Genomic DNA, 25,714 nt, shown 5'->3' on the forward strand with positions numbered 1-25,714 from the left:
GTGAGTGCCGACACTACCAGGATGAAGCAGGAAGTAAACGAAGCTCAAAGTCCAATATTGTCCAATCTTGAGTAACTTTGGGTAGGATTTATGTAACGGCTTAGGGGACTCTGTCTTAACCCAAGCGTATTGTATTATTTTAAGCAACTGGGTTTCTGTATTCAGAACTGTTGAAAGTACGATCGCCCTTACGCGATTGAATCAAGGTATTTTGCCATTCTTGGGTCATTACTGAGTTATGAGCGATCGCACTTCCTAATTTAAACCTAATTTTTGTCTAAAAACATATACCACATTTCGCTACAAAAAGTTGCAATTTGAACTCTGTTTTGGTCAAATAAGTAAGCTATCCCTATTTTTAATTATATCTGACGATTCATCAAGTTATTGATTTTTTATTCCTAAGTGTTGCGCCTTAACGACTAAAATTTCACTCGTTGATAAAACACTCGTTTCACATTCTCAGCCACCGTAACGTACAACAGGACGATCGCACCCAACACCAGCACGAAACCCAACGGCAACGGTTGAAACCCCAGCAGCCTTCCCAAAGGTGTCCAGGGAATGACGATCGTCACTCCTACGGTAGCCAGCGTCGCCATCAACAAGTATTTTCCGGGTTTACTGTCGAAAATAGATTTTCGAGTACGAACGACCAGCACAACCATCGAAGCAGAGATGACAGACTCCAAAAACCAGCCTGTTCTAAACTGTTGTGGTTGAGCGTGTAGCAGCAACAGCAGCGCCCCAAATGTCAGGTAATCAAAGATTGAGCTCAGCAAACCAAACACAATCATGAAGTTGCGGATAAACTTGATATCCATCCGGCGCGGTTTGTTGACTAACTCCTTGTCTACGCGATCGGTTGCGATCGTCAATTCCGGGAAATCAGTTAATAAATTCGTTAGCAAAATTTGACTAGGTAAGAGCGGCAAAAAAGGCAGAAACAGGGAAATTCCCGCCATACTAAACATATTACCAAAATTAGCGCTAGTTGCCATGAATACATATTTTAAAGTGTTAGCAAATGTAATCCGTCCTTCCTTAACACCTTCGATTAAGACATTCAAATCCTTTTCCATCAACACAATGTCAGCAGCTTCCTTGGCAACATCCACGGCACTTTCGACTGAGATACCAACATCGGCAGCATGAAGCGCAGAAGCATCGTTAATGCCATCTCCCAGATAGCCTACGACATTCCCCGCTTTTTTAAGGGCGATGATAATCCGCTCTTTTTGATTTGGTTCTACCTCAGCGAAAACATTGGTATTTTGTACTAGGTGCATCAAGGCTTCATCACTGATTTTTTCTAGATCAGATCCAGTCAAAGCTTTTGATTCAGGCAGTCCTACCTGCTGAATAATACTGATAGCAACTGCCTTGCTATCTCCAGTAATCATTTTCGGAGTGATTCCCAGTAATTGCAACTCTTTTAGAGTATCAGCGATGCCAGGTTTTGGCGGATCGAAGAGCGCCAGGTAGCCCATAAATGTCATCTTGGTTTCATCATCTTTGGTGAAGGAATCTTGCTCACAATCCCGATAAGCCACACCCAAGGTTCTAAATCCCTTACTACCCAAATCTTCCGCTTGTTGGTGGAGTTTTTGGCGCTGATCTGCAATGTCGATCGTCTTTCCCTCAGCAGTTTCAACGGTTGAACAAACATCCAAAATATTTTTCAGTGCACCTTTGGTAATAATCAAATGCGTGCTGTCTTTTTTGAACAGAATGCTGAGACGTTTGCGGTTAAAGTCATAGGGAACTTCATCGAGCTTTTGATAGCCCGAAATGTCGAATGTTTTGTATTCGCGAATCGCTTTGTCGATCGGATTCACATAACCAGACTCAGATGCGGCATTTAAATAAGCATAAAGTAAAACCCGATCGCTATTTTCCCCCTCCACATCAACCGCAGAGTGAATTTTCACCTCTCCTTCCGTCAGCGTACCCGTCTTATCGGTGCAAAACACATTCATACTGCCAAAATTCTCGATCGCGGGTAAGCGCTTCACAATCACCCGCTTTTTCGCCATTGTCTGGGCACCGCGCGCCAGGTTAACACTGACGATCGCAGGTAGCAATTGAGGGGTCAAACCCACAGCCAACGCCAGAGAAAACATAAAAGATTCGAGCACAGGGCGATGCAGGTAGACGTTGGCTGCAAAAATTAGAGCGACCAAAACTAGCGTTACTTCCATCAAAAAGTAGCCGAATTTGCTCAGCCCATGTTCAAATTCTGTTTCGGGAGGCCTCAGTTTCAGGCGTTCCGATACTTTGCCGAATTCAGTTTCTTTTCCAGTATGAACAACTACTGCTTTCCCCGTTCCACTAATCACATTGGCTCCCATATAAAGGGAATTGGTGCGTTGATTTAGTCCAGTTTCAGCGGGCAATACACCATTAAATTTGTCAACCGGATAGGTTTCTCCTGTGAGTGCTGCTTCATTCACCGATAAATCTTTTGACTCTAAAACTAGACAGTCGCCGGGAATATTTTTACCTGCACAAAGCACCACAATATCGCCGGGAACTACTTCTTCATTGGGGATTTCTTGAGATTGATTATCCCTCAACACAGTTGCTTTAACTTGCACTAAGGCTAATAATTTTTCGACGGCGTTCGATGCTCCTCGCTCTTGCCAAAATCCTAATAGTCCGCTGATTAGGACGATCGCCAAAATGATGATCGCATCTAGCGCATCTTTCAGAAAAATCGAGAGCACTGCCGCGAAAATCAGAATCACGATAATCGGACTCTTGAACTGATTGAGCAACAGCACGAATGCGCTCGATTTGTGTGTTTGTTTGAGGCTGTTTGCGCCGTACTGGCTTAGGCGTTGTTTTGCATCAGCACGGCTTAATCCTGTGGCTGTAGAGTGCGTCTGCTGAAGCACCTGCTCCGTGGACAAGCTCCAAAATATGGACTGTGGATTCATGATTTTATACCTGATTTGTTTAAAGGTTTTACTATAGCTTTGACAGCCCTAATTTCAGGTGTATGGACACGGCAGTGGTCATTGGTGTCAACTTAACGCCAAACCCCTTCAGAGACTGTTCGCACCGCCCCTACGAATATATTTGAAAAGCACCAGATGCACCCGTTTTAAATTTGCCATCCCTCACGATGCAAACTCATACTCAATCTCTGTAATTCTTCCTTTAAAATAGAGCCGAATGCCTTCTGGATATTCCCATCCCACCTCGCCTTCTAAAGGAATCAGCATCCCATTGCGAACTGAATATTCCCCAAATCTTCCGCACCAAGGCATCGCAGTTAGCTTGTCGCGATAACGAGCCTCAGCCCGCATAGTGGCGATCGCACCTTCGGCATTAAACTGAAATACAAGGGAGACAGTTGTTGCACCATCCGTCAAAGTAGCGCGGGCGGAGGTGTCATTAATCGCCTCCCAGCGCACACCTTGACTGGGCAATAGTGCAGTCGGATACCAAGGAGTCTCAGCCAAGAACCGCAATAATTCACCTTGATTGTTTTCAGGCGCACCGTGCATATTTGCAACGGTAAAAAGACCGAGTAATGATGCGTGTAAACTGCCTTCTCCTAACAAATAGGTATCATGAACAAAGGCATTAACTCCTGGTGCCATCTGGATGCGTGCATCCCAATCAAAACCCGGACGTTGAGTCGTCACAAATTGAGTGGCTGTAAACGGACTCCACTTATCTTCAGTTTCACTCAGATTGAACAGTCCCTGCTGAGAGAGTTTGACCGCAGAGGCGATCGCTTGTCCGTCCTTAATTACTGTCCAAAAAAATCGCTGTACGGGTTCTGGCAAGCCTTCAATCTCTGTTTGGTCATAGATTTTGGGCTTAATTGTCCGTTGTCCATTGATTAATTTTGCTCGTAATTTATCAGTATCTGACTGCCACCGATATTTGCCGTAAATAGTTGCAATTCCCAAGCTGACAGCGATTAAAATACCAATAATTCCAATCCACTTAATCCACATGATACTTACCTATGTTTGTTGATTTAGAATTTGATAGATTGTGATGATTGTAGCGAAACTATTCCGATCGTTCCTGCGACGAGTAATCCGAAATCTTCTGCAATCCCGAAACTCAAAACGAATAATCAGCATTTATGCCGCCCTACTCACTCAGTCGCTATTTGAGGTTTTTCTCTACCAAATTGCCACAGCAAGATCGCACCTAAGCCGAAGAGATTGACTAGGGAAACTACTAACCCTCCGAAAAACGGAATGAGTGTCAGAACAGTCACGATCGCCAAACCCACCAAAAACTGCTGCTGCAAAGATCGATCGCCCTTACCAACCACACGTTGACCCACAAACAGCGCCACACCTAACGATCCGACTAAAGACGCGATCACCGCCGTCAGACTCAGGAGTGGAATCAGTGGAATCCCAATCAGCGTAATCGCTAGAAACACCGTGGCAAAAACAAAGGAAACAGTCGCCCCGATGCCCCATAGAGCAGTCAAACCGGGGCGTTGATGTAATTGTGTCGCCAAATTCGGCAGGAATTGTGGGCTGCTATGCAAAATAAGTAGTCCGAGAATAGCTGCTACTACGGCGGAACAAGTTCTAAAAAGGGCACTGAAGAAATACTGACCGAAGAAGCTACTTCTGCCGCGATTAGAGCCGTACATCATGCCATGTCGATCGCTAAATGTAGCGCGTTCACCAGTAATAATCGCACCCGGTTCCTGCACGATTTTGCCGCCAAAAGAGTAAGCATCACCCTCTACCCGCGCTCCTTTTTTCAGGATGACATCCCCGCCAAAAGCCATAGCAGTATCCAAAACTCTGGCATTAGAAGAAACAGTAACGCTTCCCCCAAAAGCATGGGCATTTTCGACAACTTGATTCTCTGCTACGGTGATGTTTCCACCAAAGCGAATCAGGTTAGTATTGTTGATATTGATATCAGTCTGCGCCAAGGCATTGCCTGCAAATATTAAGCAAATTGTCGCTAGGAAAGCTAAAATTAATTCTTGCCATTTCATCAAGTTTATCCTCATCAATAAAAAGAATCTGGACTATATTTTATGATATTCAACAAAGGTGAGGAAACTGTGAAGAAAGCTTAGGCAGAATAGCAATAATTTTTTTTTTTTTGCAGATTATGCTAGCTTACTCTTTAAAATTGGCGAAGGTACTGTTCTTAAGGAATAGGTTTTATGAAAGCAGGGTTTAATTTATATAATTCTGAGCAATTCAACGGTTTAAATCTCGTCGTGATAAAGCTTGAATCTCTGTTCGCAGTGCGCTAATTTCTGTTTGTAGGGCTTGAATTGTGGTTTGTGCTTGGGTTGATTTTCCCTGAGCAATCACGATCGCAAGTGGTGTCTTTTCTAGTGTCATGGGAACTGATATCAGCTATCACATAGATGGTTCCACAGGCGGGTGTATTGTGGTGCTGCAAACGCTGTTGTTTGTGTTGGCGATGATTTGCTCCAAAACATGGTTTGTTGGTTAGAGTTCGGAATTCAGGGGCGATCGGTGAATAGAGTAGGAGTCGATCGTATGATATCCGGTAGCATCGTCATTACCACACGTATCTAGTATGTGCTAGGGAGTGCGGCACACGTTATTTTGAACTGGCGTTGCACATTTCCAATATGATTTGTCTGGTTTTGTGGGATGCGTGTCTCGTCTGTCGCTTGGGCTAGAGGCGCAAGATATCCAATGCCATTCACTACAACGGAGGGGATCTCTCTCTGGGTTCACAAGAGCATAGCGAGAGCGTGGAAGCCCCCATCTTTCAAGTGGGAGATGAAAAAATTGCCATGCTGCTGGTTAGATATGGGACAGTTTCTATGTAACGCCTTAGCCACTTATAAAGCGGTATGGTAAATTCATTGGCATTTTTCCTGATGGGAGCAATGCGTACTCGAATACACAAAAAAGCAAAAGTTATTTTAGAGGTAATTGCCATATGCCCGTGATGAATAATGCTCATGCTCTGGTTGTTGGTATCGCAAACTACCACAAAATCAATAAGCTTCCAGAAAGTGTTTTGAATGATGCTAAAGATATTTATAATTTGCTGATTAGCCCAGGGCACTGTGGTTATTTGCCTGAAAATGTGCAGTTGTTGCTAGATGATAAAGCAACCAAGGAAAACTTACATCAGGCATTGACTAATTTGGCTCAGGATTGCAACCAAGACTCTACCATTTTCATATATATATCTAGTCATGGTGGGCAGATAGAATCTGGTGAACATATGGGCGAGTATTTGTTGCCAGTACAAATAGACTATACCTCAGAAGAATCATTCGTTGAAACAGCAATTTCTGGCACTCAGTTTACCAAAGCTTTACAGGCGATTCCGGCTAAGAAAAAAGTAGTAATTTTTGACTGTTGTCATGCTGGTGGTATTAGTCAACTTAAAGACGCCAATGCACCTGTTATCAAAGCTGGTTTACCGGAAAGCTATTATAATGTCCTCAAACAAGGACAAGGTACAGTTATTTTAGCATCTTCACGTAGCACTGAAAAATCCTATATCCTCCCTGGTGCAGCTAATAGTCTGTTTACTCAACACTTGCTTGATGGTTTTAGAGGGGGAGCTATTGGCGCAGGTGGTGTAATCCGTATTTTTGACGTTTTTAATTATATGCAACCCAAGGTGACTAGAGATTGCAGCAGTCAGCATCCTGTCCTTATCGCTGAGGTTGAAGAAAACTTCCCCGTGGCACTTTACTTGGGAGGCAAGGTACCAGCACCACTTTCCACGGTATCACCCAACGATGCTTACGAGTATGATGTATTCATCAGCTATCATAGTCAGACACCAGATAAAACCTGGGTTCGTAAGGGTTTGTTACCATATTTAGAATCACAGGGATTACGGGTTTGCATTGATTCTCGCTTCCCGTTAGGTGTACCTATGATTACTAATATTGAACGCGCTATTGAGAAAAGTCGCTATACACTTGTGGTTTTGTCTCCTGCTTACTTAAGCAGCAGTTACGCCGAGTTTGAGAATTTGATCTCTCAGCACTTAGGACTAGAAGAGAGCAAGTATCGTTTAATAGCAGTTAGGCGAGAGCCATGCTTACCAAGACTAGGGCTACGCGCTCTCACCTTGCTGGACATGACTGATGAAGATGAGTTTAAAACTGAGGTAGAGCGATTAGTTTATCAACTGCACCAGCCAGTATCCAGAAGAAATGATTGATGTAGGTAAGTAAGCCTACCTAAAAAACAGAATACCAGATCCCCGACAACTTCGGCGAAGTCGGGGATTTAAAAGAAGAGCATTTTATAGCGTGTGTAAATAACAATACTCCAGATTATATACATGATAAAAACGACAAAATATCACCTGTTTATCTCCTATGCTAATGCTGACAGTGATTGGGTAAAAGGATACTTACTGGAAAAGTTAAAACAGGCTAATATACACTACCACTCGGAAGAAACATTTGGTCTTGGAAAACCGAAGATAGAAGAATTTGAAAATGCTATTAAGCACAGCGATCGCACTTTACTCGTAATTTCCCGTGCTTACTTAGCAGACTTAGAAAATGGTTATAACAGGTTCTTCAACTTGATGGATCAAGATCATGGGGTGCAAACTAGAACTTCGCGAATTATTCCCCTAATCTTAGAACAAGTTACGCTGCCACTCAGACTTAATTTTCTGACACCACTACTTGCGACCAATGTACAAGAGCGGCAGGAAGCTATTGAAAAGCTTCTTCGCGAATTATTGCAACAGGAACCTTCGTCTGATACCCCAGCGAAGCCACCTTGTCCGTATCCTGGGATTAGACCTTTCGACGAGGGCAATAGCCATCTGTTCTTTGGACGTGACCAACTAATCGAAGAATTAATTCAAAGCCTACGGAGTTATCAGTTTATAGCAGCTATTGGAGCCTCTGGTAGTGGGAAATCCTCACTGATTTTTGCAGGCTTAATCCCAAAACTTAAAAAGAGCGGTCTTTTCGGTAAAGGTGAATGGCTGGTTTGTAAAGTACGCCCTAGTAATGTACCATTACAAATTTTGGGAACGGCTTTAAATACAGACTTAGCTGAACTTGATGGGGTCGTAGATCAGATGTTAAAAACCCAACCCAAAGCAGAACACCTTTTGTTAGTTATAGACCAATTTGAGGAATTATTTACCCTTGAGTCAAAAGATGATATATTACATTTTCAGAAAGGATTGCTGGGTTTAGTTAAAATTCCTAAATGCTATGTGATTATAACTATTCGAGCTGATTTTTATGGCAATTTGATGGCATCACCACTATGGGAAATAGCTGAAAATCATTTATTAAATATCAAGCCTCTGGATGAAAAAGGGCTGCGACAAGCAATTACCGAGCCAGCGAAAAAATCTAAACCTATGGTGTTTGTAGAGCCAGAATTATTGGAGTGCTTTGTATCAGAAGCAGCAGGAGAACCTGGGATTATGCCATTTGTTCAGGAAACTTTGGTGCAGTTATGGGAGAAACAGAAACAGTCATATTTGACATTAGAAGATTATAAAAGTTTAGATTTTCCTGACAATGATAACACTACTAAAGTTAAAGGCTTACAGGCAGCAATTTCTTATCATGCCAAAGCAACATTTAATCAACTGAGTCAATCAGAACAAGTAATTGCTCGTCGCATCTTTGTGCGCCTAGTGCAGTTTGGTGAGGGACGAATTGATACGCGGCGTCAACAGCCTGTTGATGCTTTACGAAATGCTAGTGAGAATTTTTCTGAATTTGAAAATACGTTACAGCACTTAGTAAAGCATCGTTTGCTTACTCTCACTGGCGAGAAGGAAGTGGCTACTGAAAGTGACCAGGAGAAAAGGGACAATAGAAAAGTGGATATTGCCCACGATGCATTAATTAACGGCTGGCCAACCCTTAAACGGTGGGTAGACAAGCAGCGCCAAGCAGAGGAAGAACGCCGACGTTTGGAGTCTAAAGCAGCAGAATGGATACGCCTTAAGCGTAGAGCTGGTTTATTGGATGCAGAAGAACTTTTGGAAGCTAAAAAGTGGCAATCTAGTAGCGATGCTGCTGAGCTAGGTTGGAGTGAAGACTTACAGAAATTCATCAATGTTAGTGACTTAGCTATTCAAAAAGCAGAAAAACAAAAGCAAACAACCAGACAGCGTATTTTTGGAGGACTAATAACAGTAGTATTAATCGTTTCTGGGTTTGGTGTATCAGCAGAATATCAACGAGGACAAGCAGAATTTCAACGAGGGCAAGCAGAATATAGAGAAAAAACTACTAAATCGCTTCAGTTAGCCACTGCTTCTGAAGCAAACTTAAATGTAGATACTACCCGCAGCGTTTTACTAGCGATACAAGCCAATATAATTCAGGAAACACCTCAAGCTGCTCAGGCTTTATGGAAGGCTTTTCAGCAAAATCACGAGCAATTACAACTAAAGCATGATGGCAAAGTTCTTTATGCTGAATTTAATCCTATAAATTCAAAACAAGTGCTAACGGTTAGCGATGATAGCACCGCAAAAATCTGGAATTTGGACAAGCCTAGTCAGAATCCTATAGTGTTAAAAGGACATACCAAGAGTGTTACTTATGGTAACTTTGATGCAAAAAATCCTCAACGAGTATTAACAGTCAGTAACGATGGTACTGCCCGCATTTGGGATATTAATAATGTTAAAAAACCGATAGTCCTTATTAGCGATAGCACGCAACCTATCAGCTACGGCCGGATTAATCCCAACAATTCTAATCAAGTCTTAACAGTTAGCCAACGTGCCGCTAAATTATGGGATATCAGTAATCCTCAAGCTCCTAAAATGTTAAACAGCTTACAAGGAAGTGAAGGGGAAGTTTGGACTGTTATCTCTGACTCTAAAAATTTTAATCGGGTCATAATCAGCAATAACGATATAACAAGGACATGGGATTCAAGTAAATCTGATAAACCTGTAATTTTAACAGGCGATCAAGCAACTATTTGGCAGGATATTTTTGAGCATAAAAATTCTAGTTTTTATGGTGCTGTCAATCCAGTAGACTCGAATCAGGTCTTAAAAATTAGTGCAGATGGGAAAGTAAAAATATGGGATATTAAAAAATCTAGTGCTATCTCCACTCTTTACGGTCATACAGCACCAATTAGATGGGCAAGCTTTGATCCTAAAAACCCCAAGCGAATCTTAACAGCTAGTGAAGATAAAACAGCACGGATCTGGGATATTAGTGATAAATCATCTATAATGATATCTAATCGAAAAGGTAAGCAAGGCTCTAGCATTGTATCTGCGTCTTTCCGTCCCGACGCACCAAATATATTATTAACTGTCGCTAGAGACGGTACTCTCACTAACTGGAATATTAACAACCTCAAAAAGAACCAAATATTACCAAAAAAACTTGATTCTATGGAGGATGCTCGGATTGACCCCAATAATCTAAATCGCATTGCAACTGTTAACAGAGATGGTATTGCAAAATTAACAACAGATAAATCTGTAATTCCATTAATAGCTAATGGCAGAGTAGAAAGTATTACTTTTGATCCAAATAATTCCAATCGTATACTAACAGTAAGCAATATTACATCAATAGCAACAGTTTGGGATGTGAGTAGCAACCCTCCTAGAAAGTTGCAAGAGCTAAAAGCACCACCCAGCAGTCCGATGAACCAAGGCGAATTTGACCCCAAGGACTCAAATCGTGTAGCAACAGTTGGCGGTGATAGAATAGTCAGAATCTGGAATCTTAAGCGACATAATAAACCAGAAAAGGAATTGACTGTAAGCCAAGACCAATTATGGCACGTCAGCTTTGACCCAAAAGATTCTAACCGTATTTTAACAATGGGAAGTGATCCAGTAGTGCGTGTCTGGGATATTGCCAGGGATAAAGTAATAACGGAATTAGCTGGACACAAAGGTGTAGTAAGATACGGTAGCTTTGACCCTAAAAATTCTAATCGAGTGCTAACTGTTGGTGACGATGGTACTGCTCGTGTATGGGACTTAAGAAATCCAGATAATCCATTAATTCTCAAGGGAGATAATCAAAAGATATTTTATGGTAGTTTTGATCCCAATAATTCTAATCGAGTGATAACAGTAGATAGCGAAGGAGTAACAAGAATTTTTAAGATAGGTGGCAAGGAATTATTATCTCTTGCCTGGAAAAATGCTAGTCGTTGCTTTAATGAAAAGGAAACAAAAGATTATGACTTGAACAACCAAGATTTTTGGAGCCGATTGTCTGCATATCTTAACAATAAGCAATCAATATCTACTCAAAATCAGCGTCCACATTGTAAGTAACTAATTCTGGAGATTAAACATGAAAAACAAACTTGTCATCACTTTGCTGTTATTGTCCACCAGTCTGTCAGTTGCGCTGACAGGATGTAATCCGAGTAGTAACTCTCAAAACAACAGCTCTCAAAACAACAGCTCTCAAAATAATAGCTCTCCAATAAAAGCACCTGAATGGAATGAAGTAAAAGTAATAATGAAAAAACCAGTAATCAGCGTGGAGGATTTACAGAAAATTAGTAGATACGATTCTTATCAAAGCAGTGAAAATGAAATTGACGAAATAATAGATATTTATAATTCCAGTAAAAATCCAAAAATTAGGATGAAGCTACTAAATATACTGGATCGCAATTTATCTTACAATTTATCTAATCTCAAACAAAGTAATAATTTTTCAAAACTCTTAACTTTATATCAAAATATTGTTAAAAGTAATGATAAAGCTCTAGCTCCCATAGCTTTAAAGGGACTTGTATTTGTAGAAGGAGATTCTCAAAGTCCAAAATGGCAAGATTGGTCTTGGTCAAAAGAACTTATTATTTTACTAGAAGAAGCTGTCAATAAAAAACTTTATAATTTATCTGCGTTGGGATATTATGAGCAATTAGCTTTAGCTAATAAATACCCAAATTCACTTTTTACCAAAGGTTGTAAAGAATACGTGAAATTTTCTGGGGGTAAATATTTTGGTGGTGGTGATGAAGATGCAGATGCAGATGCAGATGCAGGTACAGTTTTTAGACAGCCATTTATTCCTGGCAAAGAAATAGCTCATTTGAAAGAGTTTGTAAAAAAATATCCTGGACACCCTGGTTCAAATGATTCACTATATCGTTTGGCGCGTGCTTATGAGGTACAAGGAGATTATGGAAATGCAATAGTATATTATTACGACTCATCTAAAGCGCCTGATGGTCTTTTGATATCTGAGGCAAAAGAAAGAATTCTTCTGATTATGGATTTATTGATGTCTAGCGAATTACTAGCTAAATTTCTCACTAACCACCCTAATCATCCTCTAACTGGATATATTAAATATAGTAGAGCAGTTCATTTAATACGGGAATATGAATATTCACTTGCTGAATCTGAACTTGAGGATTTTCTAAAAAATTACCAAGATGGTAAATATCCACTTCAAGCAGACTTTTTTAATGAAGAAGCATATGTTGGATCGACTTTTTTGACTAAGGTAAAAGAGCAATTAGACCAAGTAAAAAAATTGGCTAAAATTCGCAATCAACAACCTAGTGATAAAAATTTGTATGAGGAAGCTAAGTTATGGATTGATGAGCATCAAATAGATGATGGATTTACTGCATATAATTATGTTCCTCCAAAATGGGAAGGTATTATCACTTATAATGCAAAAACAGTAACTGCTGACTTTATAAAGAAAACCAACGAGAATTATAAATCGCAAATTAATTACTTGAGAAGTATAGAGTTATTTGAACAGCTCATTAAACAGTATCCCAAGTCTGAGCTTGTTGAAAAAGCTAAATATTCTATTGCTCTGAACTACTACTATTTGTGGGGACGTGAATATCCGACATTTTTAGAAAATACAATTTCTTCGGAAAATCTTGCAGTTAATAGCTTTGAAGAATTTGTTACAGAATTTCCCAAGAGTTCTATGGCAGATGATGCCTTGTATACAATTGCGTATATCAGGATTAGAAATGAAAGTAATGATTCACAAAAAGCTGCTGAGGAAGCACTGCAAAAGTTATTAAATAATTATCCCAATTCAAAGATCAAAAAACAGGCTGAAGAATTGATTAAACAAATAGTTTACAAGCCTTAGCTGATTTAATCTCACTTGCCTAACCCTCTGCCACTTTGCGGCCTGCTAACAGAACTTGGGGCTCAGCAATCAAGAATGAGGACACGGCAATGCCGTTTCCCTACAATTAATCTGGGTAGGGACTAAGGCACTGCCGTCTCCTCCATTTCTATCTTTCTGCCTTCATCAACAAGATTATTAGAAATCAAAACAGGTAGAGCTTCAGAAGCTTTCAAAGACCAGGTGTTATCCGCAGTCAAATCCAAAATAGTCTGGTGATAGTTACTCAAACTTTCTCGATGTCCAATGCTCAAAAATGTCATACCAGAGGCTTCTAACAGTTGGTATAAATGCTTTTCATTACTAGGATCGAGGGCGCTAGTAGCCTCATCTAAAATTGCGTAACTAGGTTTATTGAGCAGCAGACGTGCGAAAATTAGGCGCTGTTGTTCTCCCAAAGATAGAACCTGCGCCCAGTTTTGTTCAGTGTTAAATCCTTCATGCGTTTGCTCTAAGTTGGGTAAATTTACCTGGATCAAAATTTGCCTCAACTGCGAATCTTCAACTTCCGAATTCATATTTGGATACAGCATTTGATCGCGTAACGTCCCTAAAATCATGTAAGGCCGCTGCGACAAAAACAACATTTGATCCAGGGTAGGTCGCGAAATTGTGCCACTTCCTGCATCCCACAGTCCAACGATCGCCCTTAGCAAAGAACTTTTCCCGCACCCGCTAGGCCCTCTCACCAGCAAACCCTCGCCAGTAGACAGTTTCACAGATAAATCCTCAACCAAAGTCCGTTGACGGTTAGGTATTTGGAGGGTCATGTTTTCGATCGCCAGTCGATCGGCAATTTCAGTTTTGATACTTGTTTTCTCAACGCCCTCAGACTCCTGAGAAGTTAAGCGATCGGTTTCCAAACACTCTAAAAAGGTGTATAAACGCTCGACACCCGCGCCAAAAGTAGCGAGGGATTGAAAGCGCGCCACAATTAGATTGAGCGAGAAAAAGACTCGAATGAAAGCTCCTTGCGCCTCGGTAACTTTACCAACTTCTAAGTCACCCGCAAAAATGCCGGGCGCGACTACAATTGCAGGCAGAATGAACGGAATAAATTCATAGGCGTTAGTCAGGATATTCAGATTCAATTCCCAAAAAATTAACCGCTTGAAGTTATCAAATGCTTCGGCAAATCTGCCTTTGACTTGAGCTGACTCACGCGGTTCTCCCTGATAAAAGGCGATCGCCTCCGCATTTTCTCGCACCCGCACTAAACTAAACCGAAAATCAGCCTCTTTTTTAAGCTGCCCAAAATTGAGTCGCATCAAGGGCTTCCCAAATACCCCAACAGTCGCCAAGGTGCCAACCAGCGCGTAGAGCACCAAAAACAAGATTAATGGCTTAGAAATGCCCCAGAGTACCCCACTAAATGCCGCCACCGCTAACAAAGAATCAACAACTACTAGCAGTAGTTTTAACGATTCTTGGGTAAAACTTTTGACATCTTCAGCAATCCGCTGATCCGGGTTATCAATGTCAGCATCGGCATGATTTAGATGATAAAATGCCCGATTCTGGAAATAGCGATCGACAAAATAGTTAGTCAGCCATCGCCGCCACTCCAAGCCCAGGCGATCGCGCAAATAATCATAGCCTGCATATAATGGTGCATAAATAACTAATGTCCCGGCAAAAATTAGAATTGTTTGCCAAAATCTAGCTTCATCGTGAGCAGACAATGCCGAAATTAGCTCGCCTCGCTTGTTGTTGAGCAGCACGCTCAGTCCCGTGTAGCCAAAGGATAACAGGATGACTAATAGCAATAAGCCGCGCGCCCGCCATTTTTCGTCGCTTGACCAGTATGATTTGGCGATCGACCAGAACTGTTTGAGTATAGTTAGATTAAATCGTTGCATTACTTTTTTCATACAAAATTGCTCACCTATTTAATATAATAGGAAAACAGGATTGAAAGCGCAAAACTTCCAAATCTTGGCTTTGAAAAATAGCAGGTGTGTCAAACTGTGTCCAGGAAAGATGGCAGCGCGATCGGCAAGGAGTAGTAGCGGAACATCGCCCCTCGTTCCATAAATTGCTCCATCACTAGCAATCTTTACTGATTACTTTCAAGTATTGCCTTCGTCTACAAAAGTCCTTGAATATTCGTGCCGCGATCGCTGCTAGCTGTTAAGTAGATGGGTTCACCCTTGGAGTTAAAGGATACCCTCGCATCTTTGACATTAAAACCTTGCTGTGGTATAATACACACGAATAGAGCAAGATAGTGATTAGAATGCGGATAAATTATCAAACTAGGATAAATTTACTGGGTTTGAGCGATCGCCTAAAAATCACGACTCACAAGAATAGCGATAGCCTACAGCAAACCCTTTAACAGATAGATAATTGAGGCGATCGCCTAGAACTCACGACTCACAGGAATAGCGATCGCTCACCGCAAACCCTTTAGCAGATAGATAATTGAGGCAATCGCCTAGAACTCACGACTCACAGGAATAGCGATCGCATACAGCAAAACCTCTAGCAGATAGATAATTGAGGCGATCGTCCTTCATCGGAGAAAGCGATCGCAGTAACTTGACAGTTAGCCAAAAACACAGTTATAATGCCCCTAAAAGATCGGCGATCGCACTAAACTGCTATTTGGAGTAATTTTATTAAGCCGACCCAAAAGAGCGGTGATCTCGCTTCATCAAAAAAAGTGGGCATAGCAACCCATAATAATCGCACTTAACCCAAGCCGCTAGTTGTCGCGCACTCATTGATCTCATAATTAACAAGGAAGAATAAATATGATTACAAATAGCCATTTAATTTCAGGTGAAACATTTATTTCTCAAAATAGACCAGATACAACTCACAACTTTCCGCCAGATGATGAAATTAACGAAAAATACAAAAAGGGAGAGATAAGAATTGTAACAGAACAAGCTCGTTATCCACTTGATAGTATAAAAGCTATGCTTGACAGTGCAAAATATATCCTCAATCCTGAATACCAACGTAGAAAAAGGTGGGACAATGCTCGAAAATCTCGTTTGATAGAATCATTCATAATGAATGTACCAATTCCACCTATCTTTCTGTATGAAATAGAATACTCTATTTATGAAGTAATGGACGGACAACAAAGACTGACAGCTATATATGATTTTTATAAAGGAAAATTTGATCTAGAAGGATTAGAGTATTGGCAGGAACTTAATGGGCGAAATTATCAAAATTTACCTGAGCAAGTTAGAAGAGGTATAGATAGACGATATTTGTCTTCTATTATTTTATTGCAAGAAACAGCTAAAAGTAAAGAAGAAGCTGAATATCTCAAACAGATAGTTTTTGAAAGATTGAATAGTGGAGGAGAGAAGCTAACTGCACAAGAAACAAGAAATGCTTTACAAAATGGTAAATTCAACCAATTATGTATAAAACTTTCTCAAAATGAATATTTTCGTAAAATGTGGAATTTACCTTTAGAAAGTCAAGGAGAAAAAAAATTACTTGAAAGTGAGTCTTATCGCAAAATGGAGGATGTTGAATTAGTTTTGCGGTTCTTTGCTTATCGTCATATAGATAAGTTAAAATCCCCAGTAGATAAATTTTTAGATGAGTATTTAAAACAAGCAAATAGTTATCCTGATGAAACAATGAATAAACTTGAAAATATTTTTAATGAGACTATTTACTTAATTTATCAAATATTAGGAAATTCAGCTTTCATCCCTCCATATGAAGGGCGTAACAGAAAAACGCCATTAAAAACTATTTATGATCCAATAATGCAGGTATTTGCAAATAATATTTCTCACAAAGAAATTTTTCTTAAACACAAAGGGACTATAGAGAAGAGTTTATATTCCGGTAGAAAATCACCATTTATACAACAGGAAAAAAGTAAACATCTTTTTGATGGTAGCTATAATAACAAAAAAGATGTAGAAGCACGCATTCAGTATTTTCAAAAATTTCTACAAACCTATATTAAATAAACTTTAGTAGAAATTATGAATATACAATCATTGGAAAACTTCAAAAGAGAATTAAATCAAATTAAAGAATATTTAAAACACATTCAATATGTAAATGATTTAACAGCTTATGCCATTATAGACACTGACAATGGACAAATCAAGGAATTACTTAATAGACTAAAAGAGCATGATAGGGGTTTTAGAACAGATAAACGAATATTTGAATATAAAGCTTCTATTATTTCACTTTATGGACTGCTAGAAAAATATGTAGAAATCTGGATTAAAGAATATCTTGATTCCCTCTCTAAAGTAGTACCTGAATATAATCAAGTGGATGAAAAGATTAGAATTAATCATTTTGAACTGTCTTTAAAATTGATAAATACTATTGCAACCAGAGAAAGTGCTAAATATCAGCATCTTACAAAAGAGGAGGTATTAAAGAAGTTAAATGAATGTATTGTTAATCCTAGCAACTATCAAATTAACACAGAAGCGTTTGTTCTTTTATCAGGTAATTTAAAACATAATAAAATTGTAGAAATATTCAATAAGTTAAGTTTAGATTTAAACGATGAATTACTGAAGAATGAAGAACTTAATAATGAGATCGGTTTAACACCAGAAAGAATTTCCACAATAGGAAAAGATATTTTGTACAATAAAATCAATGATTTAGTTGAAAGACGAAACCAAATTGCTCACGGTTCAGAAAACGTAGAGGATATCAAAAGCATATCTGAATTAGAACCTTATATTCAATTTTTAGAAAAATATTGTCAAGCTATTTTTCAAGCATTATTTGAACAATTTATCAAACAAGAATCAATACATACTTTTCAAAAAATAGAAAAGGTGATTAAAATTTTTAATGATAAAATATTAGCATTTGAGATTGAAAATTATACGATAAAAGTTAAAGATATGCTAATTATTGAAACTAAAGAAGGAAGATTTTATAAAAAACCTATTTTGACCATTCGATTAGATGATCAATCATATCCAGAACTGGCAGTTATAGAAAAAACAAATATTGGTATTAGCGTTGAGCCTAAAATAAAGCCTAACCAAACATTTTACATAATCAAAAAATAGTGCGATCGCTCTTAGTTGAGATTGATCCTACAGGAATAATGGCGATCCTCATATTACCTTAAGCTAATTGGCGATCGCGTTGTCTCAGGCACAGTGCGATCGCCATCGCTGTAGGTGCGTTACTCAACGCGCCTTTTTACTTTTAAACATGATGAATTTGTAATTATCTGATTTTTGGGATGTTCATTAATGTGATCGCTGCTCTTGTCGGTTAAGTGGGATCGCAGATTGATTAAGCTTGACCGATCGCCTTCACCGCAGCAAGATACCGCTCCTTCACATTTTTGTAGTCCAACTCCTCCGCAATTCCTTCGACACTACCACGTTCAATCATATCTGCATGACGCTGTAGTGTGGTTCGGTCTGGTATTCTGTGAGTAAAGGGCGCGATCGCTGATCTTGTAGGTTAAGTGCGATCGCCCAAAACTCACGACTCACAGGAATGGCGATCGCTTTAGGGTGAGTTAATGAAATGTAACGCTCCTTATTTTTGTTTGAACGAAAGCATTCTGTTCAAAAATGTAGGGAGTGAGAGATTTTCCAAGCACATCAAGGTAAAAACTTCGCTACACAATCGATCGCACTACTCCACCCTCAACTCGTAGGGCAGCCCCATTAATCGCAGAAGCTAAGGGACTGGCAACAAACGCAACTAACGCAGCAACTTCAGACGTTGAAGCAAATCGCTGAATTAGGGAAGATGGACGCATCTTAGTAAAAAACTCTTTCTCAACTTGTTCGATCGAAATATTTTGATCCTTCGATAATCCCTGGATAAAGTCTTCCACCCCTTCAGAGCGAGTTGGCCCCGGCAATACCGTGTTTACAGTTACATGACTGCCCACGGTTGTTTCCGCCAAACCGCGACTCAACGCCAATTGTGCAGTTTTAGTCACGCCATAATGAATCATTTCGGCGGGAATATTCAAAGCAGATTCACTAGAGATGAAAATAATCCGTCCCCAATCTTGCTTCAGCATCAGCGGCAAATAATGGCGCGAGAGCCGCACACCGCTCATCACATTCACTTCCAGAATGTTCATCCACTCTTCATCGGAGATATCTTCAAAGGCCTTGGAGCCATAAATTCCTAAGTTATTCACCAAAATATTGACTTCTGGTACTTTTTGAAGTAGCAATTCAACTCCGGCTGGCGTTCCCAAATCGGCAGCAATTCCTTGAAGTTTGGCATTCGGCACACTTTGCTGAATGCGATCGATCGCATTATTTACGCGATCTTGCGTTCTGCCATTGACAATGACCGTCGCTCCTTCTTCGGCAAGTGTGGTAACAATTGCCAGTCCAATTCCACCCGTTGAACCACTAACCAATGCAACTTTGCCTGATAGTTGGAGATCCATATTTTTTTAAACCAAATAACGTCAAACAATTCTCTACAACTTGGGTTAAATTAATCGATCGCACCCTAATCCAACTTTACCACCATTTTGCCAATCATATTAAACAGATTATTCGGGCCTGGCTGCGGCTTGTTGTAACCAGAGATGCTGCCACAAGCGATAATTCGGCCGTGCACGCGCAAGGCTGAAAGCGCCGCTTCAAGGGTTTCGCCTCCTACATTATCGAAATAAACATCAATTCCGTCCGGTGCCGCTTGGTTCAATTGTTCGAGGACTGGGCCAGAATTGTAATTGAAAGCGCGATCGAATCCGCATTCTTCTAGCAGAAACTTGACTTTTTCCGCTGAACCTGCTGAGCCGATAACCTGACATCCGCGCAATTTTGCCAGTTGTCCCGCCACACTTCCCACCGCGCCCGCAGCACCCGAAATAAAAATCACATCGCCTGCTTTAACATCTACCAAATTCAATCCAGCCCAAGCCGTCATCCCCGTCATACCGATCGCACCGAGATAAACCGATAGCGGTTGAATTTCGCTGCTGACAGGATGCAACTCTTTGGGCGCTGCGGTGAAGTATTCCCGCCAGCCAAAGTTGGAAGTGACGGCATCACCAGGCTTGAATTCTGGGGCACGCGATTCGATGACTTCGCCGACTGCGCCGCCTTGTAGAACTTTACCTAACTCGAAGGACGGAACATAGGATTTGCTCTCGTTCATGCGTCCGCGCATATACGGATCGACTGATATATAGCGATTGCGAACGAGCACTTGTCCGTCTTGAAGTGGCTTTATTTCGGTTTGGGCGATCGCAAAATTAGCTGCGGTTGGCATCCCGTTGGGGCGGGAGACTAGGTGAATTTCGCGGCTCATGATATCTGTCATAATTTGCTCCTAACCTGTAAAAGTTGACTGTTTGGGTAAGTCCTGTTGAACTCAGAATTATCCAACCAGCTCAACTAACTTGTAATTCGATCAATGTTTGTGTCCCAGCAGCGTCACTAATCCGAAGCGCTACCATCACACCGAGTGAGTTTTGTCCCGTTAAAACTTCAGTTGGTGAATCGATCGTGTGAGCGTAAGTCACCTCATCTTTACCAACTTCAATCACCAAATCATCTCCTTTTCCAGGGCGATCGTAAACCATCGCATGAAGCGGTGAATTCTTAATCAGTTCTGCATCACCGACTTCTGAACCGATGATTTCGATCGAAATACGCCGTCCGCGATTGCCATCGGTAAACTGATCGAAAAATTCACCCCATCGCTCGCGGGGCACAGATTTGTTGATTTCAATCTTGTTGGTCATTTCCATTTTATTCACCATCATGATTCCTGTAAAAGAGTAGTAAAAAGCAATTGAGCATGAGAGGGCTGTTTTATTCTCAGGAAAACGAGGTTTTTGTAGGGTCGTGCCCCCGTGCCGACCCTCTCATCAACCTGACGGACTCTTGGGAGTGGAATACTCCCCTATTGTTGTTAGTTGAAAGCCTTAGACTGCGATCGACATACTCATTTCCTGACTAATTCTGTCTAGCATTTGCTTCGCCTGACTGACATCGTGATTGCTACCTGTCACCAGGATAATAAACTCGCCTGCTTGGATTTGAGTGTCATACTTCACCACCTCATGCTTCGGGATTCCTAAGCCTCCCAAGGCACCAGCCAATCCTCCTACAGCAGCGGTACCAACGCCACCAACAACCGTTCCTTCCAACCAACCCGCCAACACCCCCGCAATGGGGCCAGCAACGACTATAGGAGCCATTCCCGGAATAAACAGCACTCCAGCCCCGGCTAAAATGCCAAATAAACCTCCGACGAAGCTACCCCAATAACCACCACCTGCGGCTCCAGCTTTGGCTGTATCTTTCCAGGTGAGAAATCCGCGCACGTGTTCAGTAGTCTGGTAATCTTTGCCAATTATCGAGAGCTTTTGCATATCGAAGCCTTTTTTTTGCAGATCCAATACAACTCTTTCAGCTTCTGAATGGGAGGGGAAATGACCAACAATTGTATGTGTGTATGACATGAGTTTGTTTCCTTTGTTATTTGTCCGCATGACGGACAAAATTTTTGATTTTTGATTTGCTTTTTATCTTTTAACGTTCGATTTCACCTCGTCGAGTTTCGATTGAATCTCAGCTTTGGTTTCTTTCGCCGTTCACTGAAACTTTAACAAGAATTTCCCAATATAATCTCTACCTTTTGATTGAATATTCACACAAATTTTCAAGCCTAATCTATACCTTTTGAATATTTTAAGAGGATTTTATGACAAACAAAAACAGCGGAATAATTGCCATTATTCCGCTCATAAGCATCCATTCTAAATTAGGTCAAATTTGGCGCATTTGAAAAGCGAAAGTCAGGACACGGCAGTGCCGTGTCCCTACAATTAATCTGCGTAGGGAAACGGCACTGCCGTCTCCTCTTCCTACAATTAATCAGCGTAGGGACACGGCATTGCCGTCTCCTCTTCCTACAATTGCGTAGGGAAACGGCATTGCCGTCTCCTCCTTACTTAGTAGTTCCCGCAGCAGTTGTGGCATCTAATCTGGTGCAAATCGCTTTCAAGGTAGCTGCTTCGGCTTCTTCCATCGTCGCCATTGCGAATAAAATCGCTGTATTCGCATAGTCTTCAGCTTTATCGGCTCGATGTTCGAGTTTCTTGACTTCGCGACTCGTCTTCCATTCCTCGACGTTCGACTTCACCTCAGATTCTGTTTCCTCGAATTGAGTTTGGAGCTTTGCCCGATACCGATCAAATTCTTGTTTCTTAGCTTCTAGATTTGTCTTCATTCCGTCAAGTTTCGATTGCAGCTCAGCCTCAGTATTTTTCGTTGCAGATTGAACGCTTTCCTTCAGCAATTTTGCCCGATCTTCAATCGCTTCTAAATTGTCGTGGAGTTGTTTGGTGAAGTTGTCAATTGTCGTACTCATGGTGATTCCTCTAGTTGAGTTTATCGGACTTGTCGATAGTGTTATTCAATTGCCATTGGGCCACAAAAGTCTTTGTTGTTAGTGACCTCATCTACTGGTGAAAGACTGAAACAACTCTTTAATGATTTGATGCTGCTGAGTTATTATTTTCAATACTAGCTTTAAAATGTGAAGGAAATCTGAGGTTTTTGTAAAATAAATATATCGCTAATTTATCACTATAGAGATGTGTTTTGGCGCATCAGAACGGTTGTCAATTCCGGCTGCGCCGTCAGGTGACAAGCGAGGATACGGCAGTGCCGTTTCCCTACGCCAGATAATTGTAGGGAAACGGCACTGCCGTGTCCTGATTTCTCCCAAATACGGGCTGTGGATTGATTATTTGATACCTGATTTTTAAATTTTACACAAGCAACCTTTGCTGCTAGAACTAATGTTTTCCCGTCTCTGACTATGGCCTGACTTTTGTAGTTTGTTTCAACAGTTCAAACCAAAGCAAGCTAATCAATCCACCGCCCAAACAGATCGCTAGATCGATCGCACTTAGCAGAGAAAAGCTAAACAAATGACGCAAAAACGGGACATACAGCACCAACCCAAGGAACAGCAGTCCCCCCACCAAGCACCCACCACAGCGCAGGATTTGGGGATTTCAGTATTTTAAAGCTGAGGTGCGAGGTTGAACCGGGAGCTCAAAATTAGTCCTAAATTTGCCAAAATTAACGTCGTAAACGTTAACGCACGGGCATCAAATTCGCCTTGTCTGCGATATAGGGCGATCGCAAAAATCGCCAGCACGATCGCCAAAATTCCGCCCCCTTGCAACACAGCCAACGAGAGCGTTTTCTTGCCAAATAAAGGTTCTTTGGGGTTGCGGGGAGGGCGCTGCATCACCGTTGCTTCTGCGGGTTCGGCTTCTAAGACGATCGAGCAAGCTGGATCGATAATTAAATGTAAAAATGCCACGTGAACCGGAAGCAATACTAACGGCAACTTAAACAATACTGGAATCAAAGACATTCCGGCGATCGGGATATGAATCGCAATCAGATATGACATGGCTTTGCGGAGATTGTCAAAAATTCTGCGCCCCAGTTTGACTGCTTGGACGATCGACGAAAAATCATCATCTAATAACACTAAAGCCGCAGATTCACGAGCCACATCCGTGCCTCTCTCGCCCATCGCAATCCCGATTTGAGCAGCTTTGAGAGCAGGAGCATCATTCACTCCATCCCCTGTCATGGCAACGACTTCGCCTTTGGATTTTAGGGCATTAACTAACCGCAACTTGTGTTCGGGAACGGCTCGTGCAAAGATATTTGTACTTTGAATCCGCTGCTCTAATTCAGCATCGCTCATGCCATCTAATTCTGATCCGGTGACAATGGCTCCCATCTGCATCAATTCAACTTGACGGGCAATACTTTGAGCAGTTTCTGGATAATCACCGGTAATCATTACGACTCGAATTCCAGCGCTATAACATTCTTGAATCGCCGCCTTAACGGTTGGACGTACTGGATCGGACAGTCCCACTAATCCGATAAATTCAAACGGAAAGTCATGTTGTTTTTCCGGTAAACGATCGATATTCAGCGACGGGTGAGGTGGCAAAAATGGCGGCGGCGCACCAACAAGTGAGGCTTTGGCAACACCTAATACCCGCAATCCTTGACTTGCCATTTGACTAACTTGCGCTGCCATCATTTGCTGCTGTTGGGGCGTGAAATGGCAGAGATCCGCGATCGCCTCCGGTGCTCCTTTTGCCGCAACTTCATACAATTTGCGATTCGGCATAGCCGACGCTTCGCTAACGGCTGACTCCCAAACGTGAGACATTGCCAATAGATGCGGTGACAGCGGATATTCTCGCAACAGTTTCCAATCGCCGTGCAAATGTTCGGTATCCGCCAAATAGCGTGAAGCGAAGCTATCCCGAAGGGAATCGCCCAATTGCTTAAATGCTTTTTCCATTGGATCGAATGGATCTCTTTGGCTTGCCAGAATACAGAACTCAACTAATTGATGAACTGCTTCTGGGAGTGCTTCTGATGAATGTAATCCCAAATCGTAAGGCTGAGGGTTTTCTGCCTGGTTGTAGGCTAACAACTGCTGCACAGCCATCTGATTCTGAGTCAATGTCCCGGTTTTATCCACGCACAAAACAGTTGCGGAACCTACGGTTTCAACGGCCGAGGCGCGACGTGCTAAGACATGATTCTGAGAAATCCGCCAAGCTCCCAAGGCTAAGAAGATTGTCACAACTACCGGAAATTCATTCGGCAAAATTGCCATCGCTAAGGTAATGCCGGCGAGCACTCCTTTAAGCCAATCTCCTGTAGTGAATCCATAGATTACAACAATTGCCACACAAAGCGATAAAGCAATGCCAAACAAACGACTAACCAATCGATTCATTTCCTGTTGTAAAGGCGTCGTTTCTGGCTTGATTTTCTGCAAAGCCTTGCCAATCTTGCCCATTTCTGTTTGAGCGCCGATCGCCTTAACTTGAGCAATTCCCTGTCCCTGAACCACCAATGTGCCAGAATACACAAACGGCAATTCATCGCCTCCGGGACGCGCCATCTCCACGTTACCCACAGCGGTAACTTTGCGAACCGGTAGCGATTCCCCGGTTAATAACGACTCATCGGTTGAGAGATTTGAGCAAGATAGGACGATCGCATCCGCAGACACGCGATCGCCCTCCGCGAGCACCAAGAAATCGCCTCGAACCACTTCTCGCCCCGCAATCCGTTTTCGTTCCCCATCCCGAATCACCAAGGCGCGAGGGCTGGAAAGATCGCGCAGGGCTTCTAGGGCGTGTTCGGTTTTGCCTTCCTGGTAGAGACTAATTCCGGTGATAAAAAAGACGAAACCTAGCAAAATTAGGGCTTCTTGTAAGTCGCCTAAAATCCAATAAATGATACCACCGCCGACGAGTAAGAGAAAAATCGGATCTTGAATGGTGTTCCAGGCGATCGATAACAGATTGCGCGACTCAGCCGAGGGGAGTTCGTTGTAGCCGTCGTCTTTGAGTCTGGCGATCGCATTTAGCTCAGATAAGCCGATCGCAGTATTGGGATCGAAAGTCGCAACCATATTTCTTTTTCCTATGAAATATTAAAAATAGATCGATCTCAGTATTGTCAGCAACAGGCAAGATGCCTGTTCCACAAGAAATTCACTCTTTAGTGGAACAGGCATCTTGCCTGTTCCTAATTGTCAGCAACAGGCAAGATGCCTGTTCCACAAGAAATTCACTCTTTAGTG

General features: G+C 41.6%; 18 protein-coding genes. 6 read left to right on the plus strand and 12 right to left on the minus strand.

Annotated elements, in window-relative coordinates; translation table 11 throughout:
* Positions 1-422 precede the first annotated feature (422 nt).
* The 4 genes from mgtA to JGK20_RS26605 form a co-directional block, all read right to left on the minus strand.
* Entirely contained in the window at positions 423-2,939 is a 2,517-nt protein-coding gene (mgtA, locus tag JGK20_RS26590) for a magnesium-translocating P-type ATPase (protein WP_293232729.1), read from the minus strand.
* Between the two features lie 183 nt (positions 2,940-3,122).
* Positions 3,123-3,971, minus strand: a complete 849-nt coding sequence (locus JGK20_RS26595) for a DUF6544 family protein (protein ID WP_293232731.1) — start codon at positions 3,969-3,971, stop codon at positions 3,123-3,125.
* 146 nt (positions 3,972-4,117) lie between these two features.
* Positions 4,118-4,990 carry a hypothetical protein gene (locus JGK20_RS26600; protein WP_293192995.1) on the minus strand — a complete coding sequence of 291 codons (873 nt, stop codon included), beginning with the start codon at positions 4,988-4,990 and terminating at the stop codon, positions 4,118-4,120.
* 211 nt (positions 4,991-5,201) lie between these two features.
* A complete protein-coding gene (locus JGK20_RS26605; RefSeq protein WP_293192998.1) occupies positions 5,202-5,348 on the minus strand; it encodes a hypothetical protein in 147 nt (48 codons plus the stop codon).
* Here JGK20_RS26605 and JGK20_RS26610 point away from each other — a divergent pair.
* The 4 genes from JGK20_RS26610 (at position 5,347) to JGK20_RS26625 (ending at position 13,066) form a co-directional block, all read left to right on the plus strand.
* Entirely contained in the window at positions 5,347-5,463 is a 117-nt protein-coding gene (locus JGK20_RS26610) for a metal ABC transporter permease (protein WP_293193001.1), read from the plus strand. The two genes, JGK20_RS26605 and JGK20_RS26610, sit on opposite strands and share 2 nt — an antisense overlap.
* 468 nt (positions 5,464-5,931) lie before the next feature.
* Positions 5,932-7,170 (plus strand): caspase family protein, encoded by a 1,239-nt coding sequence (locus JGK20_RS26615; protein ID WP_293193003.1) that lies wholly within the window; start codon positions 5,932-5,934, stop codon positions 7,168-7,170.
* A 123-nt stretch (positions 7,171-7,293) separates the two neighbouring features.
* Complete coding sequence (locus JGK20_RS26620) at positions 7,294-11,262, plus strand: TIR domain-containing protein (RefSeq protein ID WP_293193005.1); 3,969 nt, start codon at positions 7,294-7,296, stop codon at positions 11,260-11,262.
* Between the two features lie 19 nt (positions 11,263-11,281).
* Positions 11,282-13,066, plus strand: coding sequence for a tetratricopeptide repeat protein (locus tag JGK20_RS26625; RefSeq protein ID WP_293232733.1), 1,785 nt, complete (start codon positions 11,282-11,284; stop codon positions 13,064-13,066).
* A gap of 122 nt (positions 13,067-13,188) precedes the next feature.
* Here the strand turns inward: JGK20_RS26625 and JGK20_RS26630 are convergent, their stop codons facing one another.
* Positions 13,189-14,964: an ABC transporter ATP-binding protein/permease gene (locus JGK20_RS26630; RefSeq protein WP_293219725.1), complete on the minus strand. Its 1,776-nt coding sequence runs from the start codon at positions 14,962-14,964 to the stop codon at positions 13,189-13,191.
* Positions 14,965-15,861: 897 nt separating this feature from the next.
* On the opposite strand from JGK20_RS26630, the gene JGK20_RS26635 reads away from it, so the two are divergent.
* Together JGK20_RS26635 and JGK20_RS26640 are read left to right on the plus strand one after the other, a co-directional pair.
* On the plus strand, positions 15,862-17,055 hold the full coding sequence (locus tag JGK20_RS26635; protein WP_293207953.1) for a DUF262 domain-containing protein: 1,194 nt from the start codon (positions 15,862-15,864) through the stop codon (positions 17,053-17,055).
* 15 nt (positions 17,056-17,070) lie between these two features.
* Entirely contained in the window at positions 17,071-18,135 is a 1,065-nt protein-coding gene (locus JGK20_RS26640; protein ID WP_293207951.1) for an MAE_28990/MAE_18760 family HEPN-like nuclease, read from the plus strand.
* Positions 18,136-18,701: 566 nt separating this feature from the next.
* On the opposite strand, the gene JGK20_RS26645 is transcribed toward JGK20_RS26640, so the two are convergent.
* From JGK20_RS26645 to JGK20_RS26675, 7 genes are all read right to left on the minus strand, one after another.
* The gene (locus JGK20_RS26645; protein ID WP_293186951.1) at positions 18,702-19,496 is read right to left on the minus strand and encodes an SDR family oxidoreductase; all 795 of its coding nucleotides are present in this window, start codon (positions 19,494-19,496) and stop codon (positions 18,702-18,704) included.
* Between the two features lie 65 nt (positions 19,497-19,561).
* Positions 19,562-20,380: an NADP-dependent oxidoreductase gene (locus JGK20_RS26650; protein ID WP_293186952.1), complete on the minus strand. Its 819-nt coding sequence runs from the start codon at positions 20,378-20,380 to the stop codon at positions 19,562-19,564.
* 70 nt (positions 20,381-20,450) lie between these two features.
* The gene (locus JGK20_RS26655; protein WP_293186953.1) at positions 20,451-20,804 is read right to left on the minus strand and encodes a DUF5335 family protein; all 354 of its coding nucleotides are present in this window, start codon (positions 20,802-20,804) and stop codon (positions 20,451-20,453) included.
* 183 nt (positions 20,805-20,987) lie between these two features.
* The gene (locus JGK20_RS26660; RefSeq protein ID WP_293207949.1) at positions 20,988-21,527 is read right to left on the minus strand and encodes a general stress protein; all 540 of its coding nucleotides are present in this window, start codon (positions 21,525-21,527) and stop codon (positions 20,988-20,990) included.
* Positions 21,528-22,015: 488 nt separating this feature from the next.
* A complete protein-coding gene (locus tag JGK20_RS26665; RefSeq protein ID WP_293207946.1) occupies positions 22,016-22,438 on the minus strand; it encodes a hypothetical protein in 423 nt (140 codons plus the stop codon).
* 451 nt (positions 22,439-22,889) lie between these two features.
* Positions 22,890-23,057, minus strand: a complete 168-nt coding sequence (locus JGK20_RS26670) for a cation transporting ATPase C-terminal domain-containing protein (protein ID WP_366026510.1) — start codon at positions 23,055-23,057, stop codon at positions 22,890-22,892.
* A gap of 41 nt (positions 23,058-23,098) precedes the next feature.
* Positions 23,099-25,543: an HAD-IC family P-type ATPase gene (locus tag JGK20_RS26675; protein WP_293232735.1), complete on the minus strand. Its 2,445-nt coding sequence runs from the start codon at positions 25,541-25,543 to the stop codon at positions 23,099-23,101.
* Between the last annotated feature and the right edge of the window lie 171 nt (positions 25,544-25,714).

The sequence above is a fragment of the Microcoleus sp. PH2017_05_CCC_O_A genome, assembly GCF_020738785.1.
GTDB lineage: Bacteria > Cyanobacteriota > Cyanobacteriia > Cyanobacteriales > Microcoleaceae > Microcoleus.

What these genes read in the sequence shown, in the direction of transcription:
- mgtA (WP_293232729.1), bottom strand. Translation starts at nt 2,939, where the DNA reads ATGAATCCACAGTCCATATTTTGGAGCTTGTCCACGGAGCAGGTGCTT.
- JGK20_RS26595 (WP_293232731.1), bottom strand. Translation starts at nt 3,971, where the DNA reads ATGTGGATTAAGTGGATTGGAATTATTGGTATTTTAATCGCTGTCAGC.
- JGK20_RS26600 (WP_293192995.1), bottom strand. Translation starts at nt 4,990, where the DNA reads ATGAAATGGCAAGAATTAATTTTAGCTTTCCTAGCGACAATTTGCTTA.
- JGK20_RS26610 (WP_293193001.1), top strand. Translation starts at nt 5,347, where the DNA reads ATGGGAACTGATATCAGCTATCACATAGATGGTTCCACAGGCGGGTGT.
- JGK20_RS26605 (WP_293192998.1), bottom strand. Translation starts at nt 5,348, where the DNA reads ATGACACTAGAAAAGACACCACTTGCGATCGTGATTGCTCAGGGAAAA.
- JGK20_RS26615 (WP_293193003.1), top strand. Translation starts at nt 5,932, where the DNA reads ATGAATAATGCTCATGCTCTGGTTGTTGGTATCGCAAACTACCACAAA.
- JGK20_RS26620 (WP_293193005.1), top strand. Translation starts at nt 7,294, where the DNA reads ATGATAAAAACGACAAAATATCACCTGTTTATCTCCTATGCTAATGCT.
- JGK20_RS26625 (WP_293232733.1), top strand. Translation starts at nt 11,282, where the DNA reads ATGAAAAACAAACTTGTCATCACTTTGCTGTTATTGTCCACCAGTCTG.
- JGK20_RS26630 (WP_293219725.1), bottom strand. Translation starts at nt 14,964, where the DNA reads ATGCAACGATTTAATCTAACTATACTCAAACAGTTCTGGTCGATCGCC.
- JGK20_RS26635 (WP_293207953.1), top strand. Translation starts at nt 15,862, where the DNA reads ATGATTACAAATAGCCATTTAATTTCAGGTGAAACATTTATTTCTCAA.
- JGK20_RS26640 (WP_293207951.1), top strand. Translation starts at nt 17,071, where the DNA reads ATGAATATACAATCATTGGAAAACTTCAAAAGAGAATTAAATCAAATT.
- JGK20_RS26645 (WP_293186951.1), bottom strand. Translation starts at nt 19,496, where the DNA reads ATGGATCTCCAACTATCAGGCAAAGTTGCATTGGTTAGTGGTTCAACG.
- JGK20_RS26650 (WP_293186952.1), bottom strand. Translation starts at nt 20,380, where the DNA reads ATGACAGATATCATGAGCCGCGAAATTCACCTAGTCTCCCGCCCCAAC.
- JGK20_RS26655 (WP_293186953.1), bottom strand. Translation starts at nt 20,804, where the DNA reads ATGACCAACAAGATTGAAATCAACAAATCTGTGCCCCGCGAGCGATGG.
- JGK20_RS26660 (WP_293207949.1), bottom strand. Translation starts at nt 21,527, where the DNA reads ATGTCATACACACATACAATTGTTGGTCATTTCCCCTCCCATTCAGAA.
- JGK20_RS26665 (WP_293207946.1), bottom strand. Translation starts at nt 22,438, where the DNA reads ATGAGTACGACAATTGACAACTTCACCAAACAACTCCACGACAATTTA.
- JGK20_RS26675 (WP_293232735.1), bottom strand. Translation starts at nt 25,543, where the DNA reads ATGGTTGCGACTTTCGATCCCAATACTGCGATCGGCTTATCTGAGCTA.